This window comes from Pseudomonas sp. EL_65y_Pfl2_R95, assembly GCF_963971045.1.
Taxonomy (GTDB): Bacteria; Pseudomonadota; Gammaproteobacteria; order Pseudomonadales; family Pseudomonadaceae; genus Aquipseudomonas.
Genome location: NZ_CAXAOV010000001.1, coordinates 639726 through 662847, shown reverse-complemented (window position 1 = coordinate 662847; position 23122 = coordinate 639726). Strand labels below are relative to the sequence as shown.

The window sequence follows — 23122 nt, the reverse complement described above, 5'->3', positions numbered from 1 at the left end:
TAGCTATGACGCACCACCAGCGGAAATCTGCGACAATTAGCGGCTGCAAGCCGTCTGCCTACTCCCACAGAATTGCCCCGGTACCGATGACTGATCACACTGAACGCCTGCTGAAAAACCTCGATCAAGCACTGATTATTGACCGTCATCGCTTGCGCAGACAGTTGCATGAGCTGCGCAAACAGCCTGATGAAGCCAAGCTTGCACAGTGGTTGGAGCGGTTTCAGGCATCAGCGGCCAAGGTCGACGCGCGGCGCTTGAGCGTACCGGCCATGCGCTATGACGACGCCTTGCCAATTGCTGCCAAGCGCGATGAGATCAAGGCCGCCATTGCCAAGCATCAGGTGGTGGTGATTGCTGGGGAAACCGGTTCGGGAAAAACCACCCAGCTGCCGAAAATCTGCCTGGAGCTGGGCCGTGGTACTCACGGGCTGATCGGCCACACTCAACCCCGTCGGCTGGCTGCCCGCAGTGTCGCCATGCGCGTTGCCGAGGAAATTGGCACGCCGCTGGGCGAGTTGGTCGGTTATCAGGTGCGCTTCGAGGACCAGAGCAACGAGCGCAGTCTGATCAAGCTGATGACCGACGGTATCTTGCTCGCGGAAACGCAGCACGATCGCTTTCTCGACAAGTACGACACAATCATTGTCGATGAGGCGCACGAACGCAGCCTGAATATCGACTTCTTGCTCGGCTACCTGAAAACTCTGCTGGCGCGGCGTCCGGACCTCAAGCTGATCATCACCTCGGCGACTATCGACCTTGAGCGCTTTTCCCAGCACTTTGATGGCGCGCCCGTCGTGGAAGTTTCTGGCCGGACTTATCCGGTTGAAACCTGGTACCGTCCCTTGGCGGCCGAGCAGGATGAAGACGGCAATCGGGTTGACGAAGACCTTTCGGTCGATCAGGCGATCATTGCCACCATTGACGAACTCACTGCCTTTGAGCGCAGTGAAGGCAAGTTGCCGGGCGATGTGCTGGTGTTTCTGCCGGGTGAGCGTGAGATTCGCGATGCTGCGGAGATACTGCGCAAAGCGCAACTCAAACACACTGAGGTCTTGCCGCTGTATGCGCGGTTGACCCCCGCCGAGCAGCAAAAGATTTTCAAACCGATGCCGGGCCGCAAAATCGTTTTGGCGACCAACGTTGCCGAAACCTCGCTGACGGTGCCTGGCATTCGTTATGTGATAGACAGCGGTACTGCACGTATCAGTCGCTACAGCTACCGCGCCAAGGTGCAACGGCTGCCCATTGAAGCCGTTTCTCAGGCCAGTGCTAACCAGCGCAAAGGTCGCTGCGGACGAGTTGAGCCGGGTATCTGCATTCGCCTTTACAGTGAAGAAGACTTTATCGCCCGGCCCGAATTTACCGATCCGGAAATTCTGCGGACCAACCTTGCCGCGGTTATTTTGCAGATGCTGCATTTACGCCTAGGCGAGATCAGTGCCTTTCCGTTTATCGAGCCGCCAGATGGCAAGGCAATCAGCGACGGTTTCAATTTGCTGCAGGAATTGTCTGCGGTCAGCCGTGACGGTCAATTAACCCCGTTAGGCCGTCAACTGGCGCGTTTACCGGTTGATCCACGCCTGGCGCGTATGGTGCTGGAGGGCGCGAAGCAGGGCAGTCTTGACGAGGTGCTGATCATCGCCAGCAACCTGTCGGTGCAGGACCCCCGTGAGCGCCCGGCCGACCGCCAGCAGGCCGCTGACCAAGCCCATGCCCAGTGGAAAGATGTCGATTCCGACTTTGCGGCGGTGATCAATATATGGCGCGGCTTTGAAGAGCAGCGCCAAGCCTTGGGCTCAAGTGCCTTACGCAATTGGTGCCGCAAGAATTTCCTCAATTACATGCGCCTGCGTGAATGGCGTGATGCGCATCGCCAGTTGCTGTTGATTTGCCGCGACTTGCAACTCAAAGGCCGATCGCAGGACAGCCCGGCTGCACCCGCTAAAAATGCTGACCAACCCCGTGCGGACAAGCCTGAAAGCAAGCAGGCAAAAGAGCAGGCAATTGCCAAATCGGTGGACTACCAGAAACTGCACAAAGCCATTTTGTCTGGCTTATTAAGTCAGATCGGCCAGAAAACAGAAGACGGCGACTACCTCGGCGCCCGGCAGCGGCGGTTCTGGATTCACCCTTCGACAGTTATCGGACGCAAACGCCCGCAGTGGATCATGGCCTCGGAGTTGGTCGAAACGACCAAGCTGTTTGCACGCATGGTGGCCAAGATCGAGCCCGACTGGATCGAGCCGCTAGCCGGGCACCTGATCAAGAAAAACCACCTTGAACCGCACTGGGAAAAGAAGCGCGGCCAAGTGGTTGCCTACGAGCAGATCACCTTGTATGGGTTGATTGTGGTTGGTAAACGGCCGGTCCACTACGGCCCAATTGACCCTGTTGTATCGCGCGAAATGTTCATCCGTGAAGGCTTGGTCCGCGGTGAGATCAATTCCCGTGCGCGGTGCCTTAGCGCTAATCGTGAATTGCTTGAGCGTCTTGATGAGCTTGAAGCAAAGGCCCGCCGCCGTGACATTCTGGCCGATGAAGAAACCCTGTTTGACTACTACGCGGCGCGCCTGCCTGCGGATATTTATCAGACCGCCAGCTTTGAATCTTGGTACAAGCGTGAAAGCCTGAAGGACGCGCAGTTGCTGATCATGCGCGAGGAAGATGTGCTCGCCCGTGATGCCAATGAAGTCACGGCTGCGCAGTACCCCGATACCTTGCACCTGGCAGAGTTGCAGTTGCCGCTCACTTATCATTTTGAGCCTAATCACCCGCGTGACGGGGTTACGGTGCGCGTACCAGCCCCTCTGTTGCCACAGCTTTCGCCTGAGCGAATTGAGTGGTTGGTGCCTGGCTTGCTTGACGCTAAATGCATGGCGCTGGTGCGCGGCTTACCCAAGGCGCTACGCAAGAATTTTGTCCCCGTACCGGATTTTGTTGCCGCTGCCCTGAGTAAAATCACCTTTGGCCAAGCCAGCTTGCCGTTGGCCCTAGGTCGAGAGTTACAGCGCATGACCGGAGCTCGCGTGCCGGATGAGGCGTGGGCTGACTCCGCTGCTGCGGTGGAAAGTCACCTGCGGATGAATATCGAGGTGGTCGACACCCACGGCAACGTGCTCGGTGAAGGCCGTGATCTTGCAGAGTTGACCGTGCGCTTCAACAAAGCCAGTCAGCAGGCCTTGGCCATACCGCAGGCAGCTAAAGCCGAGGCGCCTATCGAGGCGAAGGCCTTCGCCGAGGTGGCTGAAAAAACTCAGCATCAGGTTGCCGGGCTGTCGATGACGGTATACCCGGCGCTGGTGGAGGAGGCAGGAGCAGTCAAGGAAAGCCGTTTTCCGACCCAAGCCGAGGCCGACTACCAACATCGCCGCGCATTGCAGCGGCTGCTCTTGCAGCAGTTGAGTGAGCCGGCCAAGTTTATGCGTAATAAATTGCCGGGCCTTACCGATTTGGGCTTGCTGTATCGGGACATGGGCCGCATTGACGCTCTGGTTGAAGATATTCTGCTGGCCAGTCTGGATGCCTGCATTCTTGAAGGTCAACAGCCTTTGCCCCGCGACGGTTCTGCTCTAGCGGCTTTGGCTGAGGCTAAACGCGGCGACTGGCATGATCAGGCCGAGCGATTGGCCCGCTTAACGCTGGAAATTCTCAAGCTCTGGCACGGCTTGCAAAAGCGCTTCAAGGGAAAAATCGACTTGGCGCAAGCCATAGCCCTTAACGATATCAAGCAGCAGTTAACTCAGTTGGTGTACCCAGGTTTTGTTCGCGAGACACCCGCGCAGTGGATCAAGGAATTACCGCGCTACCTTAAGGCGATTGAACAACGCCTGGATAAAATAGGCAGCCAGGTTCAGCGTGACCGGGTCTGGAGCGGTGAGTTGGCAGGCTGCTGGGAGCAGTATCAATCGCGCTACGCCAAACACATCCAAGAAGGTAAGCGCGACCCCGAATTGCAGCTGTATCGCTGGATGCTGGAAGAATACCGCGTCTCACTTTTCGCCCAGCAACTGGGCACCAGAACCGCAGTGTCTGATAAGCGTCTGAATAAACAGTGGGCGCAGGTTGATGCCTGATATCTGAGGCACTTCAGGGGCAGCTAGCTGCCCCCTGTTTTTATACAGAAGGCAGCTATAGTTGTAGGGCAAGGTACTCCTGCAACTGCCCTATTGTGCAGGTGCCAGCCTCGCTGCTGCTCTGTTTCAACCCCTGATTGCTCACGCTTAGTGTTGTTCCGTGCTCAGTCTTTTGGCGCCTGTACAGTGTTGGGCAAGAGGACGACTTACTCCAATGACAAGGGATTATTGCCTTGGTTACTTATTCAAAGGACGTTTATGAGTAGTAGTTGGACGGTCAAATTACGGGTTTTAATTGTGTGTGCAATCGTGCTGTTGGTCAGCAGCGTGGGTGTATTTATCGCGCTTGGGGCTTATCAGCAGAGCGCTGCCTTTATCTACAGCAAGGCTTTAGTTACAGCGCAACAATCGGCCAAACAAACGGCTGTTGATTTCGATAACCTAATGCGCCCAGTACACGCCAGTGTGCGGCGGTTGGCGATCAGCCCCTATTTGCGTGAAGAGGGTTTTGATAACTGGCTCAAAGGCGTTCCGGAGATGGTCGAAGAGCTGCGCTCCTCTCAAGGCGCGGTTTCGTTTTTTGCCGGTGATCAAAAAGGCAATTATTTCGTGGTTGCCGATATTAAACGCCATGCAATCAATCTCGGCTCCCCGGACCCTGTCGGCGCCAATTATCTGGTCTATGGGGTTGAGCATCCGGCGTTTGGTGTGAGTCGCACGCGGTTCTTTTATTTAGACAGCCAGTTGAAGCAGATTGGCCCTGAAATCAATCGTCACACTGCAGGTTATGACCCGCGCCAACGGCCTTGGTACCAAGAGGCTTTGGGCCGCAGTGAAATGATTCGCACCTTGCCCTACAAGTTTTTTAATACCGGTGATATTGGTTCCACCGTGGCATTCGATACAGGCTTCCACGGAATTGTTGTCGGTTCTGATATCGGCCATGACGTCCTTGATGCATTACTTGTACAGCGGCGTCTGACGCCCAGTAGCCAACTGGTGCTGCTCAACAGTGACGGGCAGGTATTAGCGTCGGATCGACCTGCGGCATTTCAGGCCAGCCTGCGCGGGGCGCCTTATGTTGAGCAATTGAAGCAGCCGGAATTAGCGGCTTTAGCGCCGATGCTCAAACAGCTCAAGACGACAGAGGGTGTGGATTTCAGACTGGACAGCCTGGAGGTGGATGGCGATTTATGGCACAGCGAGTTGTTACGCCTGCCTGATGCGGGCACCGCTCAGGTTTTTCTTGGGATATCAGTTCCCAGTGATGAGCTGATCGGCGCAGCTCGTAAGATACGCGATCAGATTTTCTTGCAGACACTGCTAGCCCTGCTGCTGGCTGTTCCGTTGGCGGCTTGGGCTTCCGGCTATATTGCTGCGCCGATTACGCGGCTAACCCGCAAAGTGCAGGGTATCCGTAGCTTTGACTTTAGTGAGCCAATTGAAACCCAAAGCTTTATCAAAGAGGTGCGCGAACTTAGCGGAGCATTGAGTCAGAGCAGTATCACCCTCGCGCACTTCATGGACATTATCACGCGGTTAAGCGCCGAGCCTGATCTGGAAAAATTCTTACCGACATTACTGCACTTGACCAGCGAAGCCAGTCAATCAAAGGGCGCTTTGCTCTATATGCAGCAGACGCCTAAGTCGCCATTAAGAATAGTGGCTGGGCGTTGGTTGCAGCAGCCAATAGATCTCAGCCATGTTGAGGTTGATCGACAGCTATTTGCTGTGGCTGAGTCCATGACCACAGAGGAGCCGGTCAAACAGGATGCCGATGCACAGGCGTGCACGACCCTGGGTTTACCCGCAACTGCGACCTTGAGCGTACCACTGCTGAGTCGGGACAAACGCATAGTCGGCGTGCTGGTGTTGTTCAACGACCAGACGCTCGATGTAAGCCATGTGGAGTTTATTCGAGTGCTTTCACGATTTGCTGCCATGGCGCTTGAGACGCGCGGCTTGATCGAACAGCAAAAGGCCTTATTCGAGTCGCTGATACATCTGGTCGCTACCGCCATCGACGCGAAGAGCCCTTATACCGGTGGCCATTGCGAGCGCGTGCCTGAGGCCGCAAAGATTCTGGCCCAAGCCGTCTGTGACGAAACACAAGGTGCTTACGCCGATTTCAACATGAGCGATGCCGATTGGTATGCCCTGCATATCGGCGCGTGGTTGCACGACTGTGGAAAGGTCACTACCCCGGAATATGTGGTGGATAAAGCCACCAAGCTTGAAACCATCTACGACCGTATTCACGAAATTCGTTTGCGTTTCGAGGTGCTAAAGCGCGATGCGCAGATCGACTATCTCAGTTCACTCAATCAGGGAGATGATCCGGACCAAGCGCTGGCGCAACGTGACGCACAATGGGCAGTGCTGGATGATGAGTTCGGCTTTGTCGCGCGCTGCAATACGGGTAGCGAGTACATGGGCGACGATCAGCTGCAGCGCCTGCATGAGATTGCCCAACGACGCTGGTTGCGCACCCTTGATGATCGACTGGGGATATCCGGCGAAGAGCGAGTGCGTAAAGACGCACGACCCATCGTTGCGCTGCCTGTTTGGGAAAACCTGATAGCCGATAAGCCGGAGCAACAGGTCCCGCGACCGGCAAATGAGACATTTGATAAAGACAATGTGTATGGCTTCAACATGGCGGTTCCACAGTTTTTGTACGACCGTGGTGAGCTAAAAAATCTGTCTATACGGCGCGGCACCTTGACCGAAGAGGAGCGCTATAAGATCAATGAGCACGTGATTCAAACCATTAAAATGCTTAACGCCTTACCTTTCCCCGTTGCTTTGGAACAGGTGCCGGAAATCGCTGGCGGCCACCACGAGCGGATTGATGGCAAGGGCTATCCCTGCGGCCTGACCGGGGAACAGCTAAGCCCGCAGGCACGGATAATGGCAATTGCCGATGTGTTTGAAGCGTTAACGGCGCGCGACCGTCCTTACAAGCCGAGCAAGACACTTTCGCAAGCGCTACACATTATGCGGGGTATGTGTGAAGGTGGGCATTTGGACCCTGAGATATTTAGTATCTTTGTGCGCTCAGGGGCTTGCCTGCAATATGCCGAACAGTTTTTGCACAGCGACCAAATGGACGCCGATGACTTGGCGATATTTTTACCTGCCCAACGCGAGGACTCCCGCAGTTGATTGCTGTTCAGGTGGGCGAATACGCTGACACACTTTGCGTTGATTGCAGCGCATTGTTGGCTTGAGCGGTCTGACACTTGCGCCAATACTGAGTGGGTTCGACGAACAAGATAAATCAGCCGCCCATGGAGGGCTCCAATGCGATTGATGTATGCCGTGTTACCGATGCTTGTGTTGACGGGTTGTTCATCCTACAAAACTCATCCAGACCAAATTACCCCGATTCCTGAAGACCGTATGTTTGAATATCAACGGGCTGAACAGGACGCCGGTAACATTATTATTAATCGGGACATGGGCTTTATTGGTGGCGGTTGTTATGTCGCATTCAAGCTCGATCGCAAGCTCACTGCCCGTATTGGTATTGGTGAAACTGCAACCTTTGCAGTTGCGCCGGGGCGTCATATCGTTGGCATTGCCATTGATGAAGAAGGTGAAAGCCTGTGCAATAACGGCCGGCTTAACCGTGAGGTCGCCGTGACGGTGGTCAAAGGCGAAGATCAACACTTTCGCATCGTCAGTGAGTCGAGCAGTGGCTTTGATATTCGCGCCGATAAACCCTGACTTACCGGCTCACCTCTGGAACTCAGGCAGGGGTGAGCGGGTCGTAGCTGTGCCTGATCGATTGAGTGCTCAGGCATAAGAAGGGCAGCGCCTGTATTTTCAGGGTCAAAGGGTCGCAGGTGTCTGGCTTCTTCAACAAATTTTCTTTATTGTCGCGACCCGCGCAAAAGACCTGAGTATTTATTATGTTAGAAAGCAATTTGAAGCAGTTGGAGCAACTCGTCGGCGCTCTTTTGCAAGACAACAAAAGCCTGCTTGAGCGCAACGACTCACTGACTGAAGCGCTGCAAGCACTCAAAGATGAAAACGAGACCTTGCAGTTAAGCGCCCTCGAGCAGGAAGAATTGCACGGCGAAACAGCCGCTCGTATTCAAGCACTGGTTGAGCTGGCTAGCGCAGGTCAATCATCTGAGGCAGCGTTGAATCAATGAACCGTACAGACACCGAAAACGTCTCAGTCATCAGCATTCTGGGGCGTGACTACAGCATCAAAGCACCCGAAGGTAAGGCTGAGGCTTTGAGTGCTTCGGCATTGATGCTAAAAAAACTCTTGGCTGAAACCAAGCAGGCATCGCCCACCTTGGTTGGCGAGAAGTTATTGGTACTGACCGCACTTAAACTCTGTGCTCAGCAACTTGAGATGCAACAGCAGCACCAAGTGCATATCGAGCAGTTGGAGGCGCAAATCAGTGAGCGCGTTGCCGATATCAATAGCCTGATTCGAGAAGCCTAAGCCTTAGGGTAGCGTCTCATCCTGCGCCGTTGCCCATTAAGCTGAACAGATGCCTGAGGCCGCGCTAGACGCCGCTCACCGGCAGGCCCAACCCAAGATATCTGCGATGCAGCCCTTATCAAGCGTGGGGCTGCGCTGCGGTTTGTTCGATTTTCCAGGCCCAGAAAAACACCAACAATCCCGCCAAGGCAGTTGCCGCCCCGATGTAGCCGGTAGAGGTCCAGCCAAAGCCGGCACTGATAGCGAGGCCACCGAGCCACGGGCCGAGTGCGTTGGCGATATTAAAGGCCGCATGGTTGGACGCCGCAGCCAGCGTTTGCGCACCATGGGCGACGTCCATCAAATGGGTTTGCAGGGCGGGTGAGAGTGAGACCATTGTGCCAACGGCAAATACCGCTGGGAACACCGTCCAGGCCGAGTGCGCCGCCAGAGGAAAAACCATCAGGACGGCTGCGCTCCAAAGCAACAACCACGCGACTGCCTTGAATTGCAGCTTATCGAACAACCAGCCGCCGCCCATATTGCCGAGGATGCCACCAAGGCCAAAGGCGACCAAGGCGAAAGGAATCCAGCTCGGGCTCAGTTGAGTGACCTCGATTAACGTCGGCGCCATATAACTGAACACGCAAAACATTCCGGCAAAACCCACCGAACTGATCGCCAGCGCCAGCCAGACTTGTGGGCGATTAAATGCTCGCATTTCAGACAGCGGGTTGCTGCGCGCCTGCTGTTTATCCAGCGGCATAAAGATCGCGACCATGGCCACGGTCAGCAATGCGATAAAGCCGACCATGGCAAATGCATACCGCCAACTGAGCAACTGGCCAAGCCAGGTGGCAATTGGATTGCCGACCAATATTGCGATCGTGAGCCCCATCAGCACGCGGCTGACGGCTTTCGCACGCTTGTGAGGTGGCGCCATCGACGCAGCCACCAGCATAGCAACGCCAAAATAGGCACCGTGAGGCAGACCGGCGAAAAAGCGGTAAATCATCAGTGCGTGATAATCGGGGACGAGGGCGCTGGCAAAGTTGCCAACCGCAAAGATACCCATCAACAGCAGGAGCAAGTGTTTGCGCAGCAAGCGGGTGCCCATGATCGCCAAAATCGGCGCGCCAACCACCACGCCAAGTGCGTAGGTACTGATGACATTGCCCACTTGCGGCTCGGTAATGGACAAGTCTTGCGCGACATTGGGCATCAAGCCCATGATCGAGAACTCACCCGTACCAATCGCAAAACCACCAAGGGCTAACGCCAACTCGATGAGTAATATGGCGCGAGCGGTAAGGGTTTGCGATTTGTGCTGGCTGGATTCGGGCATTAGCGGGGTTCCACATACGGCTTGAACGTGAACGCCCTATTATCGACTGATTGGGTGGCAAAGGTAAGTCAAAACCGCTCTAGATTAGGTGCCATGAAGCATTTAGCCGGTGCGCAAAGTTAAATGCTTCATCCGTTGCAGCGGTGCAGTGCTAGCGCGTCATTGGTAGCGCGCTGCCGATGGCGATAAACATCACTGCGCAACTGCGATTAAAACCTTTGCCACTGCGTTGCAACCACGGACGGATGCGTTGAGCCATGCGGGCGAGCAGGTACTCGACAAATGCCTCAACCACAACAAAGGTAAGGGCCATGACCGCAAATTGCAGCCAAAGGTTGCTTGTGGGATCAAGAAACTGTGGAAGAAATGCGCCAAAGAACAAAATGACTTTGGGGTTGGACATTGCCGCGAACAAGCCTTGGCTGAACATTGCGCGCGCAGGTTTGGCTTGAACATCGCTGAGGGGGTCCAGGGAAGGCGGTGGCGAACGCCAGAGCTGAATGCCCAGCCAGATCAGATAAGCGCCGCCTAACCATTTTAGTATGGTCAAGGCATTGGCTGACGCCTTGAGCAAGCTGTCGATGCCGAACATCGACAAGGCCATCAACAGGGTAAAGCCAATGACCCCGCCCATCACGGTCCAAAGTGCGCGCCGGTGCCCATAAAGGGCGCCATGGGTCATCGCCAGCAAGCCGTTGGGGCCGGGTGTCAGCGAAAGGCCAGTGATGGCAATCAGATAAAGTAACCAGGTATTGAAAGCCATCGGCGGTGTCCATTTCGATGTTGAGTTCAGCGGAGCCAGGCATGGCTGCAACTATTTAGCTGCAGTTTTGCGCCGTTACATGACTTTGGCTTCGAAGCTGTCGCTTTGGGCCATGGCCCACATGCGTTCGTAAAATTCGCCTTCGATCTTACCGCTCAATAACTCGCCCGGCTTGAGGAAAACGTGCTGTTGCGAAAATAACTTGATTTCGGTTGCCGAGATACGCCGTACCAAATGCTTCGCATCGAGTTGTTTGGGATGTTCCAAGCCCGCCGCAGCGAGCATTTCCGCCAATGCACGCAGGGTGTTGCGGTGGAAGCTGTTGACCCGGTCTGCTTTGTCGCCCACCACCAGCGCGCGCTGGCGGAGTGGGTCCTGGGTCGCGACCCCGGTCGGACATTTGTTGGTGTGGCACGATTGGCTCTGAATGCAGCCAATGGCAAACATAAATCCACGGGCTGAGTTTGCCCAGTCCGCACCGATGGCTAATACGCAGGCGATATCGAAGGCACTAACGATTTTGCCACTGGCGCCGAGCTTGATTTTGTCACGCAGGTTCAGGCCGACTAGGGTGTTATGCACAAACAGCAGGCCCTCACGCATTGGCGTACCGATGTGATTGGTGAATTCGACTGGCGCTGCACCGGTGCCGCCTTCTTTACCATCAATCACAATAAAGTCAGGCAGGATGCCCGTTTCGTGCATGGCCTTGGCGATGCCCATGAATTCCCACGGGTGACCAAGGCATAGCTTGAAACCAACCGGCTTGCCGCCCGACAATTCGCGCAGTCTGGCAATAAAGTCGAGCAGCCCGAGCGGCGTTGAGAATTCACTGTGGCTTGATGGCGAAACGCAGTCAAAGCCCATCGGGATGCCGCGGGTCAGTGCGATTTCTTCCGATATCTTATGCTTCGGCAATATGCCGCCATGGCCTGGTTTCGCACCTTGACTGAGTTTGATCTCAATCATTTTTACCTGTGGCGACTTCGCCTGTTCGGCAAATCGCTCAGGGTCAAAATTGCCTTCGGCGTTACGGCAGCCAAAGTAGCCGCTACCCAACTCCCATATGAGGTCGCCGCCGTGCTGACGGTGGTAAGGGCTGATGCTGCCCTCGCCGGTGTCATGGGCAAAGCCGCCAAGCATGGCGCCTTTGTTGAGCGCCTGAATGGCATTGCCGCTCAATGAGCCGAAGCTCATTGCTGAAATATTAAATACCGATGCCGAATAAGGTTGAGCGCATAGCGGACCACCAATGGTCACCCTAAAGCCTTCAGGATCACTCAGCGGGGCAGGGCACATTGAGTGGCCTATAAATTCGTAGCCATCCTGATACACGTCCAGCAAGGTGCCGAAAGGTTTATCGCCACCTTCGTTTTTGGCGCGGGCGTAGACCAAGGTACGCTGCGCACGGGAAAAGGGCAGTTTGTCGTCATCGCCTTCAAGTAAATACTGGCGGATTTCGGGACGAATGCCTTCGACCAAATAGCGGATATTGCCAAGAATGGGGTAGTTGCGCCGCACCGCTTGCGGTTTCTGCAGCAAGTCGTTGATGCCAATAATACTCAGTGTTGCGCCGATGAAAATGAACGGCCAGACCCATTCGTGCTTGATAAACAGCAAATTCACCAGGGTAAATAAGACGCAAAACGCAAAAAATGCGTAACGGCTAAGTAGGGACATATTCATACAAGATCCTTTTGTTGAAAATTTGCCAGCGCCTGACTGCAAATACTGATAAAACCGGTGCTCGCGGACCTAGGACCCATGCTGTCGGACGCCATGCTGCCACTCCATCAAGTCTGTCGTTAGCTCAAGCGGATTTAGTGCCTAAGTAGCCAAACCATACGCGAAAACAGGTGGTTTTTGCGACTTCAGCCATAGTGGCAACCGCGAATCAGGTGCAAGGTGATGGCAAGTGAATGGCATTTTCTACGATAACTGCTTAATATCCGCACAAATATTGAGTTAATTCTTGCTTTCCGTCAGTCGAACGCTTGTCGGTTCTGCGGACGAATTTGCTCAGCTGTGGCAAAATCCATGCTTTATTGTTGGGTAGCACTGCCAAGCAAACTGCTCTGTATGCGCCCCGAATTGTTGCTTGTAGCTAACGGCTGCCAGCCATGAAAAAATTGACCGCGACATGCGGCTGAGGACAACAGCAATGACCTTACATAACGTCGTAATCAGTGGCACGGGCCTCTACACCCCCGTGAATAGCATTTCCAACGACGAATTGGTCCAGTCCTTCAATAGCTACGTTCAGCTATTCAATTCTGAAAATGCAGAAGCCATTGCCCGTGGTGAGGTGGAGGCGCTAACCGAGTCAAACAGCGCCTTTATTGAAAAAGCCTCCGGTATCAAAAGCCGTTTCGTGATGAACAAAGACGGTATTCTTGACCCTAAGCGCATGGCGCCACGTATTCCTGAGCGCAGCAATGATGAATGGGGCGTGCTCTGTGAAATGGCCGTCGGCGCGGCGAAAGAAGCATTGGAACGCGCTGGCAAGACTGCAGCAGATATAGATGGTGTAATCGTTGCCTGTTCCAATCTGCAGCGTGCCTATCCGGCAGTTGCTGTTGAAGTTCAGGCAGCACTGGGTATCCAGGGTTTTGGTTACGACATGAACGTCGCGTGCTCGTCCGCGACCTTTGGTATCCAAGCGGCAGCCAACAGCGTCCAGCTGGGACAGGCGCGGGCAGTGCTGATGGTCAACCCAGAAATTTGCACCGGACATTTGAATTTCCGTGATCGTGACAGCCACTTCATCTTCGGTGATGCAGCTACCGCTGTTGTGATTGAGCGGGCTGATCAAGCCTCCTCGAAGTATCAATTTGACGTGGTCAGCACCAAGTTACTGACCCAGTTTTCCAACAATATCCGCAATAACTTTGGTTTTCTTAACCGGGCCGCTGAAGAGGGTGTGGGTGCACGTGACAAATTGTTCGTGCAAGAAGGCCGTAAGGTCTTTAAGGATGTTTGCCCTATGGTGGCGGAGTTGATTGCCGCTCACCTTAAGGAAAACAATCTTAACGTTAGCGACGTTAAGCGTTTTTGGTTGCACCAAGCGAACCTCAACATGAATTTACTGATTGCTCGCAAGTTGCTCGGCAGGGATGCCGAGCCTAGCGAAGCTCCGGTGATTCTTGATGAGTATGCAAATACCAGTTCGGCAGGATCGGTGATTGCATTACATAAACACCAGGACGACCTGGCAAGTGGCTCCTTAGGCGTTCTCAGCTCATTTGGAGCCGGTTATTCAATCGGCAGTGTGATTCTGCGAAAGCATTAATGGAATATATGGAATATCCAGAAGATAGTGCGTTGCTTACCCGGCTTTTGAGCGGGGATGAAAATGCTTACAGGGAGTTGGTCGCAACCTATCAAGGTGCCATGCGTGCGGTCGCATTAGCGATTGTCGGCAGCCGTAATTCTGATGAAGTGGTACAAGATGCGTGGCTGGCTGTGGTGAACAGTTTAAAGGGGTTTCAAGGGCGTTCGAGTCTTAAAACTTGGCTGCTCACCATTACCGCTAATACCGCGAAAACTCGTTTAAAACATAACCGTCGTGAAGTGTTGATGGACGATCTCCCTGGCCCCCATGGGACTATTGGGGACGATCGTTTTGCCGATGATGGCCATTGGCTTCTTGCTCCCCATGAATGGCATCAGGACACACCTGAAGCCATGCTCCTTCAGGAGGAGTTGCGTGAGTGTTTGGAAAAAACCCTCGGCAGCCTTTCGAACCTGCAAAGCAGCGTTCTAGTTCTGCGTGAGCGACAAGGATTGGAGTTAGAAGACATCTGTAATCTTTTAGACATATCGCTCTCCAATGTGAGGGTGTTGTTGCACCGGGCACGCCTAAAGATGTTCGCCACCCTGGAGCATTTTGAGGAAACAGGTCAATGCTAAGTTGCAAGGAATTAGTCGCCAACTCCAGCGATTATCTGGACAAGCGTCTGAGTATGAGCCGTGGGCTCGAAGTGCGCCTGCATTTAACGCTATGCGTTAATTGCAGGCGTTTCATCAAGCAGATGAAAATCAGCCAGGCTGTATTTCGCAAGATGGAACTACAGCAGGATGCAGACCTTGATGGTCTTGCGCAAAAACTAGCAGAAGCCCAGCGCACCAACCGATAACAGGTTTTTGCCGCGCTCAGTTATTACCTTCCCGTTTCAATATAACCTTTAAAATCATATGGATACTCGGCCTGTATTAACAGCGCTGAGTGCTTATGCTTAATTGGTTTAAAAAGTTCCGTTGTCATCAAATATTTATATATCAGCAACTTGCCTGACATCTGCTGACGCCAAGATTCCCCCCAGCACAAACGAGCACCATCGCTCGGGTGTTTTGACCATTTGTCCAAAGGGGAATTTCCGATGATCCGTAAGTATTTCGCGGGTGTCGCAGCCAGCACACTGGCTCTTGCCATTTCAGCACAAGCATTCGCAGGCACTGTGACCACCGATGGTGCTGATATTGTGGTCAAGACCAAGGGCGGTCTTGAAGTTGCAACCACTGACAAGGAATTCAGCTTCAAGCTGGGCGGCCGTTTGCAAGCCGACTACAGCCGATTTGATGGCTTCTACACCAAAAACGGCGAAACTGCAGACGCAGCTTACTTCCGCCGTGCCTTCCTTGAGTTGAGCGGTGTAGCTTATAAAGACTGGAAATACGCAATCAGCTACGACTTCGCACACAATGCGGGTAGCTCGGACGATGGTTACTTCGACGAAGCCTCGATCGCTTACACAGGCTTCTCGCCAATGACGTTGAAGTTTGGTCGTTTTGACCCGGATTTCGGTCTGGAAAAAGCCACCAGCTCTAAGTGGATCACCGCCATCGAGCGTAACGCTGCTTATGAAGTTGCTGACTGGGTTAACGGTCACGAAAACGGCCTTGGCGCTCAGGCCAGTGGCGTGATCGGCGGCATGGCTTACATGTCGGGTAGCATTTCGTCTAAAGATGCTAACGATGACGACGGTGACAGCGTTAAGCAGTTCAACCTGCGCGGTGTCTTCGCGCCAATGGCTGAGTCTGGCAACGTGCTGCACATGGGCGTTAACTACGCTTACCGCGACCTGACTGATACCGTTGTTGACGGCCGTATCCGTCCACGTCTGACCGTTCGTGGTGTTTCCACCAACGGCGGCAACTCTGCTGGTGACAACGGCAACCGTGCAACTTTCGGTGGCTTCCAGGGCGTTTCCGGCGACTTCGATGATGACTCCGTTTGGGGTGCTGAATTCGCTTGGGCAACAGGTCCTTTCTCAGCTCAAGCTGAGTACCTGACACGTAAACTGAAATCTGCTCGCAGCACCATCGAAGACGTCAAGTCTGATGGCTACTACGGTCAGCTGGCTTACACCCTGACCGGTGAATCTCGTGGCTACAAGCTGGATGGCGCCAAGTTCGACAGCATCAAGCCTGAGAACAAGCAAATCGGCGCATGGGAAATCTTCTACCGTTACGACCACATCAAAGTTGAAGACGACAACATTGTTGTTGCAACTGCCACTCGTGATGTTGGCGACACTGAAGCAGATATCAACACCATCGGCGTTAACTGGTATGCCAACGACGCCGTTAAAGTCGCTGCCAACTATGTCATGACGTCGACTGACGCAATCACCAATGCCAATGGCGACGATGATGGCGATGCCTTTGTAATGCGCCTGCAATACGTATTCTAAAACCAGCGGGGCTGACGACTTGAGTGCTGGGGTGGGATAACGCTCAAGCCGTCAGAAAACCTCGCAGGTTTGTCGAATTAAAACGAAAGTAGCTCCTTTATAAGCCTCGTTGAAATTTCGCGGGGCTTTTTTTCGTCCGCACTAAAGTCCAGACTGCGCCTATGCAGACTAAAACCAGTATTTCGCTTCCTGAGCTTGATCCCACCGACTGGGACCGATTGGTTGCAGGGCACAGCCCATTTCTAAAGCATGGGTTTCTTTGCGCCCTTGAGTTAAGTGGCAGCGTTGGCCCGCGTACCGGTTGGACGCCTGCCCATCAGTTGGTGTTTGACGCCCAAGGCAAGCTAAGCGCCGCGCTGCCGGCTTATTTGAAAACCCACTCATTTGGCGAGTACGTTTTTGACCATGGTTGGGCCGATGCCTGTGAGCGCGCCGGGGTTGATTACTACCCTAAGCTGCTGGCCGGCATTCCATTTTCACCGGTTTCCGGGCCGCGCCTGTTGGGTGATCCGCAGATCATTGGCCAGGTGCTGGATAGTGTTACGCAGGCGCTGGATAGCCAAGGCTTGTCGAGCCTGCACATCAACTTCACTGACCCGGCAGCTGACGTGCTGATGCGCGGGCGCGAAGGCTGGTTGGAGCGTCTTGGTTGCCAGTTCCATTGGCGCAACCGTGAGTACCGCGACTTTCAGGATTTTCTTGATGCGCTGAGTTCGCGCAAACGCAAACAAATGCGCAAAGAGCGCGAGCAGGTGGCCGGGCAGGGCATTGAGTTTGAATGGCGTGAAGGTCACCAGCTCAGCGAGGCTGAGTGGGATTTTGTCTACCTTTGCTATGCCAATACCTATCGGGTACGAGGCCGTCCGCCGTATTTAACGCGTCTGTTTTTCAGCTTGCTGGCGGAAAAAATGCCGGAATCGATACGTGTGGTCATTGCCAAACAAGGCGCTCAGCCTGTCGCTATGGCCTTTAGCTTGGTCGGTGGCGACAGCTTCTACGGGCGTTATTGGGGCTGCCTGGCCGAGTTTGATCGGTTGCACTTTGAAACCTGTTTTTATCAGGGCATGGACTATGCAATCGCCAATGGCTTGCAGCGCTTTGATGCCGGCGCTCAGGGCGAGCATAAGTTGATTCGCGGTTTTGAGCCGGTCATTACCCGCTCCTGGCACTACCTCTGCCACCCAGGTTTACGGGGTGCGGTTGCGCAATTTCTTGAAGAGGAACGTGAAGGGGTCAGCCTGTATGCGCAAGAGGCTTGCAGCTTATTGCCTTATCGTCAGCAAAACTAAACCCTGAACGTGGCGAATGCTGGTTCAGGGTCTCGTCATCCAAGCGGTTTTGTCATTCGACTCGCTTAGTCAGAGCAGGGTGCGTCAGACGTTGTGCGGGCCATTGCCCCACTCAAGAAATTGAATCTTGTGGATCTCGCCTTTGCTGTCTTCATAGACAACATTGACCGGGACCACACCGACTTTCTTGGAGTTATCAGTGCGGTGCAACACTTTGCTGATATCAACTTGCATACCGTATTGGTATTTCACTGCAGGAATGCCGGAGCCGGGTTCACGGTCGAGGTCTTGCGCAAATGCTGAAGGTGCAAGGCTGGTGATGAACGCTGCTACGACTGACGCAATTTTCATAATGGTCTTTCCTCAATACTGGAAGTAACGCATCTACTGAAACTCGCAATTGTCATCGAGTGGGTCTGGATTGCACTGAACCAGAAGCCTCAGATTCAAAAGCTTGAGCAAAGCCCTAAGGCTTTAGCAAAAGGTGTGTGGCCAAGAGCGACCTTTTGTCACACCTTGTTACAGACTCTATTCAATATTGAGTTAGGAAGCAACCTATCTATAAGTCGTAGGACGGATAACGTTTTATCACTGAGGTTATTCCACACCCACGAACCCGCCGGTCTGATGCTGCCAGAGGCGTGCGTAAAGGCCGTTTTGCGCGATAAGTTCAGCATGGGTGCCGGTTTCGACGATCTGCCCCTGATCGATTACCACCAGGCGATCCATTCGCGCGATAGTTGAGAGCCTGTGGGCAATGGCGACCACGGTCTTGCCCTGCATCAGACTATCGAGGCTTTCTTGAATGGCCGATTCAACTTCCGAATCGAGCGCTGATGTCGCCTCGTCGAGCACCAGGATTGGCGCGTCTTTAAGCAGCACCCGGGCAATTGCAATACGTTGCCGCTGACCGCCAGAAAGCTTCACGCCGCGTTCACCCACTTGGGCATCGAAGCCCAAGCCGCCCTGGCCATCGTCGAGCAGGCTGATAAAGCTATCGGCCCGGGCTTTGCCAATGGCTTCATGTAATTCGTCATCGGTGGCGTCGGGTTTGCCATAGCGCAGGTTGTCGCGGATGGATCGGTGCAGCAGAGCGGTATCCTGAGTGACCACGCCGATTTGCGCGCGCAGGCTTTCCTGGCTGACGTCGGCGATGTCCTGCCCATCAATCAGAATGCGTCCGCTTTGCAGGTTGTATAAGCGCAACAGTAAGTTGACCAAAGTAGACTTGCCGGCACCTGAAGGGCCAACCACACCAATTTTCTCTCCGGCCTTAACGTCCAGGCTCAGTCCAGCCATCACCCCGGAGGCTTTCCCGTAGTGGAAGTGAATACCGTCAAAGTTGACAGCGCCGCTGCTGACCTTGAGGGGCGCTGCATCTGGCCTGTCTACCACTTGGATGGGCTGCACAATTGAGCGAATGCCGTCTTGTACGGTGCCGATATTTTCAAAGATGCCGTTGACCACCCACATGATCCATTCGGCCATGTTGTTGATGCGGATCACCAAGCCCAGTGACAGGGCGATGGCGCCGCTGGTGATCAAGTCTTGGCTCCACAGCCACAAAGCCAGAGCGCCCGTCGAACCAATCAGTAACCCGTTCAGGCAGGTTACGCTGACATCCAGCGCGGTGATGGTGCGGGTCTGGATGTGTGCTTTATTCAGCAAATGCTGCATAGCACTGCGGGCGTAGGATTCTTCTTCCTGAGTATGGGCAAACAGTTTCAAGGTGCTGATATTGCTGTAGCCATCCACCACGCGCCCCATCAACTTGGAGCGCGCTGAAGATACGGCTGCTGAACGCTGTTTGATGCGCGGTACAAAATACCTGAGCAGCAGACCGTAGGCGACTATCCAGATCAGTAGCGGAGCGATCAGGCGCAGATCGGCTTCAGCGAAGAGGTAAATGGCGCTGCCGGCATAAACAATCACGTGCCAAAGCGCATCAACCACCTGGATCGCTGATTGACTCAACGATGGGCCTGTTTGCATGACGCGCTGGGCAATTCGCCCTGCGAAATCATTGTTGAAAAAGTTGAGGCTCTGTTTCAGCACATAGCGGTGGTTTTGCCAGCGAATCAGGTTGGTCAAACTGGGAGAGATCGCCTGATTAACCAATAAGTCATGCAGGCCGAACACCAGCGGGCGAATGACCATGACCACCACCAGCATCCACAGCAGTTGCTGGCTGTAGTTGGCAAAGAATTCGCTGCTAGGGGTGCGCTGGGCCATGTCGATCAACTGGCCAAGGAAGCTGAATAGCGCGACTTCGATCACTGCGGCAAAGAATCCCACTACCAGCAACGCGCCAAGTAATGGCCAGGCTTGTTTTAAATAGTGCAGATAAAAACGCAATACGTCTTCGGGTGGGGCCTGGTTTGGCGCGGGCTTGAAGACATCGATCAGTGATTCAAAACGGCGAAACATGGTGGGCGTCCTGCCAAGGGTGGAGGTTTTGCGCGAAGTAGTGCGCCATCCCTATGGCGGATGACGCTTTTTCCATCCGCCATTTCAATCAAGTCGATCTTCGGGTCGGGCGCCCGGATAATCATGGTGGACAAGCTGCGCTTTGTCACACCTTACGAAGTGTGTGGCGGATGAGGTCTGCCATCCGCCATTTTGCCTGTAGCTGTCCGAGTGACTGGTTACAGTCGCTTAACGTCGAGAATCATCACTGGCTCGCGCGGTACATTCTGCATGCCTGCGCTGTTGCCGGTTGGCACCTGTGCAATTTTATCGACCACGTTCATGCCCTTGGTGACCTTGCCGAAGACCGCATAGCCAAAGTCGCGGCTGCCGTTATCAAGGAAGGCGTTGTCTTTGTGGTTGATAAAAAACTGGCTGGTGGCGGAGTCGCGTACTTGGGTACGGGCCATCGCCAGCGTGCCACGCACGTTGTGCAAGCCGTTGTCGGCTTCATTACGGATTGGCGCGCCCGTTTGCTTTTGTTGCATCTGCGCATCAAAACCCCCGCCTTGCACCATAAAGCCAGGAATTACCCGGTGAAATTGGGTGCCCTTGTAAAAACCGCTGTCGACGTAGCCAAGAAAGTTCTTGACGCTGATAGGGGCTTTTTCAGCATTCAGTTCAACTTCAATATCGCCCATGGTGGTGCTGATCAAAACCTTGGGATTCGTCGCCGCCCATAGCGAAGAAGCGAAAACCAGGGTGCAGGCTGCGAGCATTATTTTTTTAAGCATTATTTGAGGTCCTATAAGGGAGTGACGGCCGTTTCGACTTCATTTAGAAATTCAAGCAGGCAGCTGTTGAAACGTTGCGGTTGGTCCATGGGTGTTGCGTGGCGCGAATCTTCGATCACCACTAATCGGGCGTTGCTTAACTGGTCGACGTACGCCTGTTTTTGCGCAACTGAGGTGTAATCCCGGTCGCCACTTATCACCAGCGTAGGACAGGTGATTCGTGAAATTCGTTCGCGCACGCCCCAGCCAATGATTGCATCAAGACTCGACAGGTATGCGCGCTTATCATTCTGCGGCCAGCGTTGCTCTATTTTGGCCCGCAGCTCAGCTTGCTCGGGTTTGGGGAACAGTAGCTTACCCAATGCTTTGCCAATGGTTTCAAGGCTGAGCAGGCGCGACAAGCTCCAGCGTTTGGCAATTTCCACATAGTCGCGGGGCGATTTGGCTTTGACTTCCGGGCCGCTGTTGATAATGGTCAGGCTGGCAAGCAGCTCCGGGCGGTCTACACCCAACTGAAAGCCGATCATGCCGCCCATTGAGATACCGACCAGATGCACGGGGCCAAGCTGGCAGTGCTCAATCAATGAGGCCACATCCTCAGCAAAGGTCGCGATATTGTAGCGCTCATTGGGTTTATCTGAACGGCCATGCCCACGAACGTCGAGGGCGATGACCCGAAAGTGGGCTGCCAATGCGGGGATCTGGTATTCCCAGTCACGGGTGCTGGAGCCCAGGCCATGGACTAACACCAGCGGATTACCGTGGCCGTATACCTCGTAGTGCAGTTGGCAGCCGTCATTATCGAAATAGGCCATGTCAGACTCCTGTCAGTTGATTGGCTGAGGTGCCGCATAGCTTGCGTTGAGGGGGGCTGCGTCGAAGTTTTTGATCAGATCGATCAGGATTTGCGTAGCGGGTCCCAATGGCTTTTCTTTATCGGTATACAGATAGAAGCTTGGGTTGCGTGTGCCGCCTTGATCGAGTGGCAAGGGCAAGAGCAGGCCTTCCTTTAACTCACGTTCGATGATGTGTCGGGGCAGCCAGGCAAAGCCCAAGCCGTTGCTGACAAAGGTCGCCGCGGTGGCAAGGCTGGCAACTGTCCAGCGGTGCTCTGCGCCCAGCCAGCCTACGTCACGTGGCTGCAGGCGGCCCGAGTCTCGAATCACAACTTGCATATGGGTTTGCAGGTCGAGAAAGCTCAATTCACGCTGTAATTTATGTAAAGCATGGTCGGGGTGAGCCACGGCCACAAATTCGACGCTGCTCAATTCGCTGCCGAGAAAGCCAGAGATGTTCAACCCGCTGATGGCGACATCGGCGGTGCCTTCACGCAATAGATCTTCGGTGCCGGATAATACCTCTTCACGCAGGCGCACCCGGCAGCCACGACTTTGCGGCATAAAGGCGGTCAGTGCACGTACCAGTTTGGCGTTGGGGTAGGCGGCATCCACCACCAAGCGTACTTCAGCTTCCCAACCTTGCTCCATGTGGTGTGCAAGGTGTTCGAGTTGGCTTGCCTGGTTAACCAATTGTCGCGAGCGGCGGAGCAGCACATCACCGGCCTCGGTCAATACCGCCTTGCGGCCATCGATGCGCAGCAACGGCACGCCGAGTTGCTCTTGCATACGCGCAACGGTGTAGCTAACCGACGACTGCGAGCGATGCAGAATGTCTGCCGCTTGGGCAAAGCCGCCGTTGTCGACCACGGCTTGCAGAGTCCGCCACTGGTCTAATGTCACACGAGGGGCTTTCATATTGGGGTCCTGTTTTTAGGTGTACCGTTTGACGCGTGAATACCAAGGTATTTTTGTTGTTGCTGGCTGCAAGCCGTGCCCTCAAGCTGTTTGCAGGTTAAGCTCGATTGCAAATCGAGATTCGATTCAATCGTTCCTGCTGGAGATCTGCTACATGAATAAGCTGTGTTGCGCGTTGTTTGCATTGTTGCCACTTTATGCCTTCGCTTACCCATTAGAGGCTGAAAAGCAGCTTAATGGCGCTGAGATCTCGGTCACGCCAATGGACATAGATGACACTTTAGGTGCGGTCGGCTTATACAACTATGGTCAAACGAATGCGGAGTGCAAAGTCGTATTCCGTAATGGTCCAGAAGCCCCACGTACACGTAAAGCCGTGCTGAAAGCGGGCGATGACATCAATTTATCCGTGCGTTTCTCGCGCAAGATTATCAAATTACGTATGCAGATTGACTGTAAGCCGGTTTAGCCGTCTGGGGTGTGATGCGCCTCAGATCCTAGATTGGATTTTGCTATAAATCAAATTTGTTGATGTTTATAGGCGATTTTTTGCGCTTT

At 54.1% G+C, this 23122-nt stretch carries 19 protein-coding genes; 11 read left to right on the top strand and 8 right to left on the bottom strand.

The annotated features are described in order from the left end of the window. Nucleotides 1-86 precede the first annotated feature (86 nt). The 5 genes from hrpA to AACY09_RS03130 all read left to right on the top strand — a co-directional run bounded on the left by hrpA (nucleotide 87) and on the right by AACY09_RS03130 (nucleotide 8541). Nucleotides 87-4079 carry an ATP-dependent RNA helicase HrpA gene (gene hrpA, locus AACY09_RS03150; protein ID WP_339485998.1) on the top strand — a complete coding sequence of 1331 codons (3993 nt, stop codon included), beginning with the start codon at nucleotides 87-89 and terminating at the stop codon, nucleotides 4077-4079. 258 nt (nucleotides 4080-4337) lie between these two features. Continuing rightward, nucleotides 4338-7244, top strand: coding sequence for an HD domain-containing phosphohydrolase (locus AACY09_RS03145; RefSeq protein WP_339485997.1), 2907 nt, complete (start codon nucleotides 4338-4340; stop codon nucleotides 7242-7244). Between the two features lie 138 nt (nucleotides 7245-7382). Beyond that, entirely contained in the window at nucleotides 7383-7808 is a 426-nt protein-coding gene (locus AACY09_RS03140) for a 3-isopropylmalate dehydratase (protein WP_339485996.1), read from the top strand. 185 nt (nucleotides 7809-7993) lie between these two features. Then, a complete protein-coding gene (locus AACY09_RS03135) occupies nucleotides 7994-8239 on the top strand; it encodes a hypothetical protein (RefSeq protein ID WP_339485994.1) in 246 nt (81 codons plus the stop codon). After that, nucleotides 8236-8541, top strand: coding sequence for a cell division protein ZapA (locus tag AACY09_RS03130; RefSeq protein ID WP_339485993.1), 306 nt, complete (start codon nucleotides 8236-8238; stop codon nucleotides 8539-8541). Before AACY09_RS03135 ends, AACY09_RS03130 begins: the two co-directional genes overlap by 4 nt. Nucleotides 8542-8659: 118 nt before the next feature. Here AACY09_RS03130 and AACY09_RS03125 read toward each other — a convergent pair whose 3' ends face one another. The 3 genes from AACY09_RS03125 to AACY09_RS03115 all read right to left on the bottom strand — a co-directional run bounded on the left by AACY09_RS03125 (nucleotide 8660) and on the right by AACY09_RS03115 (nucleotide 12314). Next, the gene (locus tag AACY09_RS03125) at nucleotides 8660-9865 is read right to left on the bottom strand and encodes an MFS transporter (protein ID WP_339485992.1); all 1206 of its coding nucleotides are present in this window, start codon (nucleotides 9863-9865) and stop codon (nucleotides 8660-8662) included. A 151-nt stretch (nucleotides 9866-10016) separates the two neighbouring features. Beyond that, nucleotides 10017-10628, bottom strand: a complete 612-nt coding sequence (locus tag AACY09_RS03120) for a LysE family translocator (protein ID WP_339485991.1) — start codon at nucleotides 10626-10628, stop codon at nucleotides 10017-10019. A gap of 75 nt (nucleotides 10629-10703) precedes the next feature. Beyond that, on the bottom strand, nucleotides 10704-12314 hold the full coding sequence (locus tag AACY09_RS03115; protein WP_339485990.1) for an FMN-binding glutamate synthase family protein: 1611 nt from the start codon (nucleotides 12312-12314) through the stop codon (nucleotides 10704-10706). A gap of 475 nt (nucleotides 12315-12789) precedes the next feature. Between AACY09_RS03115 and AACY09_RS03110 the strand changes: the two genes are divergently transcribed. The 5 genes from AACY09_RS03110 (at nucleotide 12790) to AACY09_RS03090 (ending at nucleotide 17610) form a co-directional block, all read left to right on the top strand. Continuing rightward, nucleotides 12790-13917 carry a beta-ketoacyl-ACP synthase III gene (locus AACY09_RS03110; protein WP_339485989.1) on the top strand — a complete coding sequence of 376 codons (1128 nt, stop codon included), beginning with the start codon at nucleotides 12790-12792 and terminating at the stop codon, nucleotides 13915-13917. Between the two features lie 8 nt (nucleotides 13918-13925). Continuing rightward, a complete protein-coding gene (locus tag AACY09_RS03105) occupies nucleotides 13926-14537 on the top strand; it encodes an RNA polymerase sigma factor (protein WP_339485988.1) in 612 nt (203 codons plus the stop codon). Next, a complete protein-coding gene (locus tag AACY09_RS03100) occupies nucleotides 14531-14764 on the top strand; it encodes a zf-HC2 domain-containing protein (protein ID WP_339485987.1) in 234 nt (77 codons plus the stop codon). Before AACY09_RS03105 ends, AACY09_RS03100 begins: the two co-directional genes overlap by 7 nt. 243 nt (nucleotides 14765-15007) lie before the next feature. Then, nucleotides 15008-16321, top strand: coding sequence for an OprO/OprP family phosphate-selective porin (locus tag AACY09_RS03095; RefSeq protein WP_339485986.1), 1314 nt, complete (start codon nucleotides 15008-15010; stop codon nucleotides 16319-16321). A 161-nt stretch (nucleotides 16322-16482) separates the two neighbouring features. Further along, nucleotides 16483-17610, top strand: coding sequence for a GNAT family N-acetyltransferase (locus tag AACY09_RS03090; RefSeq protein ID WP_339485985.1), 1128 nt, complete (start codon nucleotides 16483-16485; stop codon nucleotides 17608-17610). A gap of 84 nt (nucleotides 17611-17694) precedes the next feature. Here AACY09_RS03090 and AACY09_RS03085 read toward each other — a convergent pair whose 3' ends face one another. From AACY09_RS03085 to AACY09_RS03065, 5 genes are all read right to left on the bottom strand, one after another. Next, complete coding sequence (locus AACY09_RS03085; protein WP_339485984.1) at nucleotides 17695-17961, bottom strand: DUF2790 domain-containing protein; 267 nt, start codon at nucleotides 17959-17961, stop codon at nucleotides 17695-17697. Nucleotides 17962-18207: 246 nt separating this feature from the next. After that, nucleotides 18208-20037: an ABC transporter ATP-binding protein gene (locus tag AACY09_RS03080; RefSeq protein ID WP_339485983.1), complete on the bottom strand. Its 1830-nt coding sequence runs from the start codon at nucleotides 20035-20037 to the stop codon at nucleotides 18208-18210. 218 nt (nucleotides 20038-20255) lie between these two features. Beyond that, nucleotides 20256-20810, bottom strand: a complete 555-nt coding sequence (locus AACY09_RS03075) for a peptidylprolyl isomerase (protein ID WP_339485982.1) — start codon at nucleotides 20808-20810, stop codon at nucleotides 20256-20258. 11 nt (nucleotides 20811-20821) lie between these two features. Beyond that, nucleotides 20822-21625 (bottom strand): alpha/beta fold hydrolase, encoded by an 804-nt coding sequence (locus tag AACY09_RS03070; RefSeq protein WP_339485981.1) that lies wholly within the window; start codon nucleotides 21623-21625, stop codon nucleotides 20822-20824. Nucleotides 21626-21637: 12 nt separating this feature from the next. After that, a complete protein-coding gene (locus AACY09_RS03065) occupies nucleotides 21638-22564 on the bottom strand; it encodes a LysR family transcriptional regulator (protein WP_339485980.1) in 927 nt (308 codons plus the stop codon). A gap of 154 nt (nucleotides 22565-22718) precedes the next feature. On the opposite strand from AACY09_RS03065, the gene AACY09_RS03060 reads away from it, so the two are divergent. After that, a complete protein-coding gene (locus AACY09_RS03060) occupies nucleotides 22719-23033 on the top strand; it encodes a 3-phosphoglycerate kinase (RefSeq protein ID WP_339485979.1) in 315 nt (104 codons plus the stop codon). Nucleotides 23034-23122: the final 89 nt, after the last annotated feature.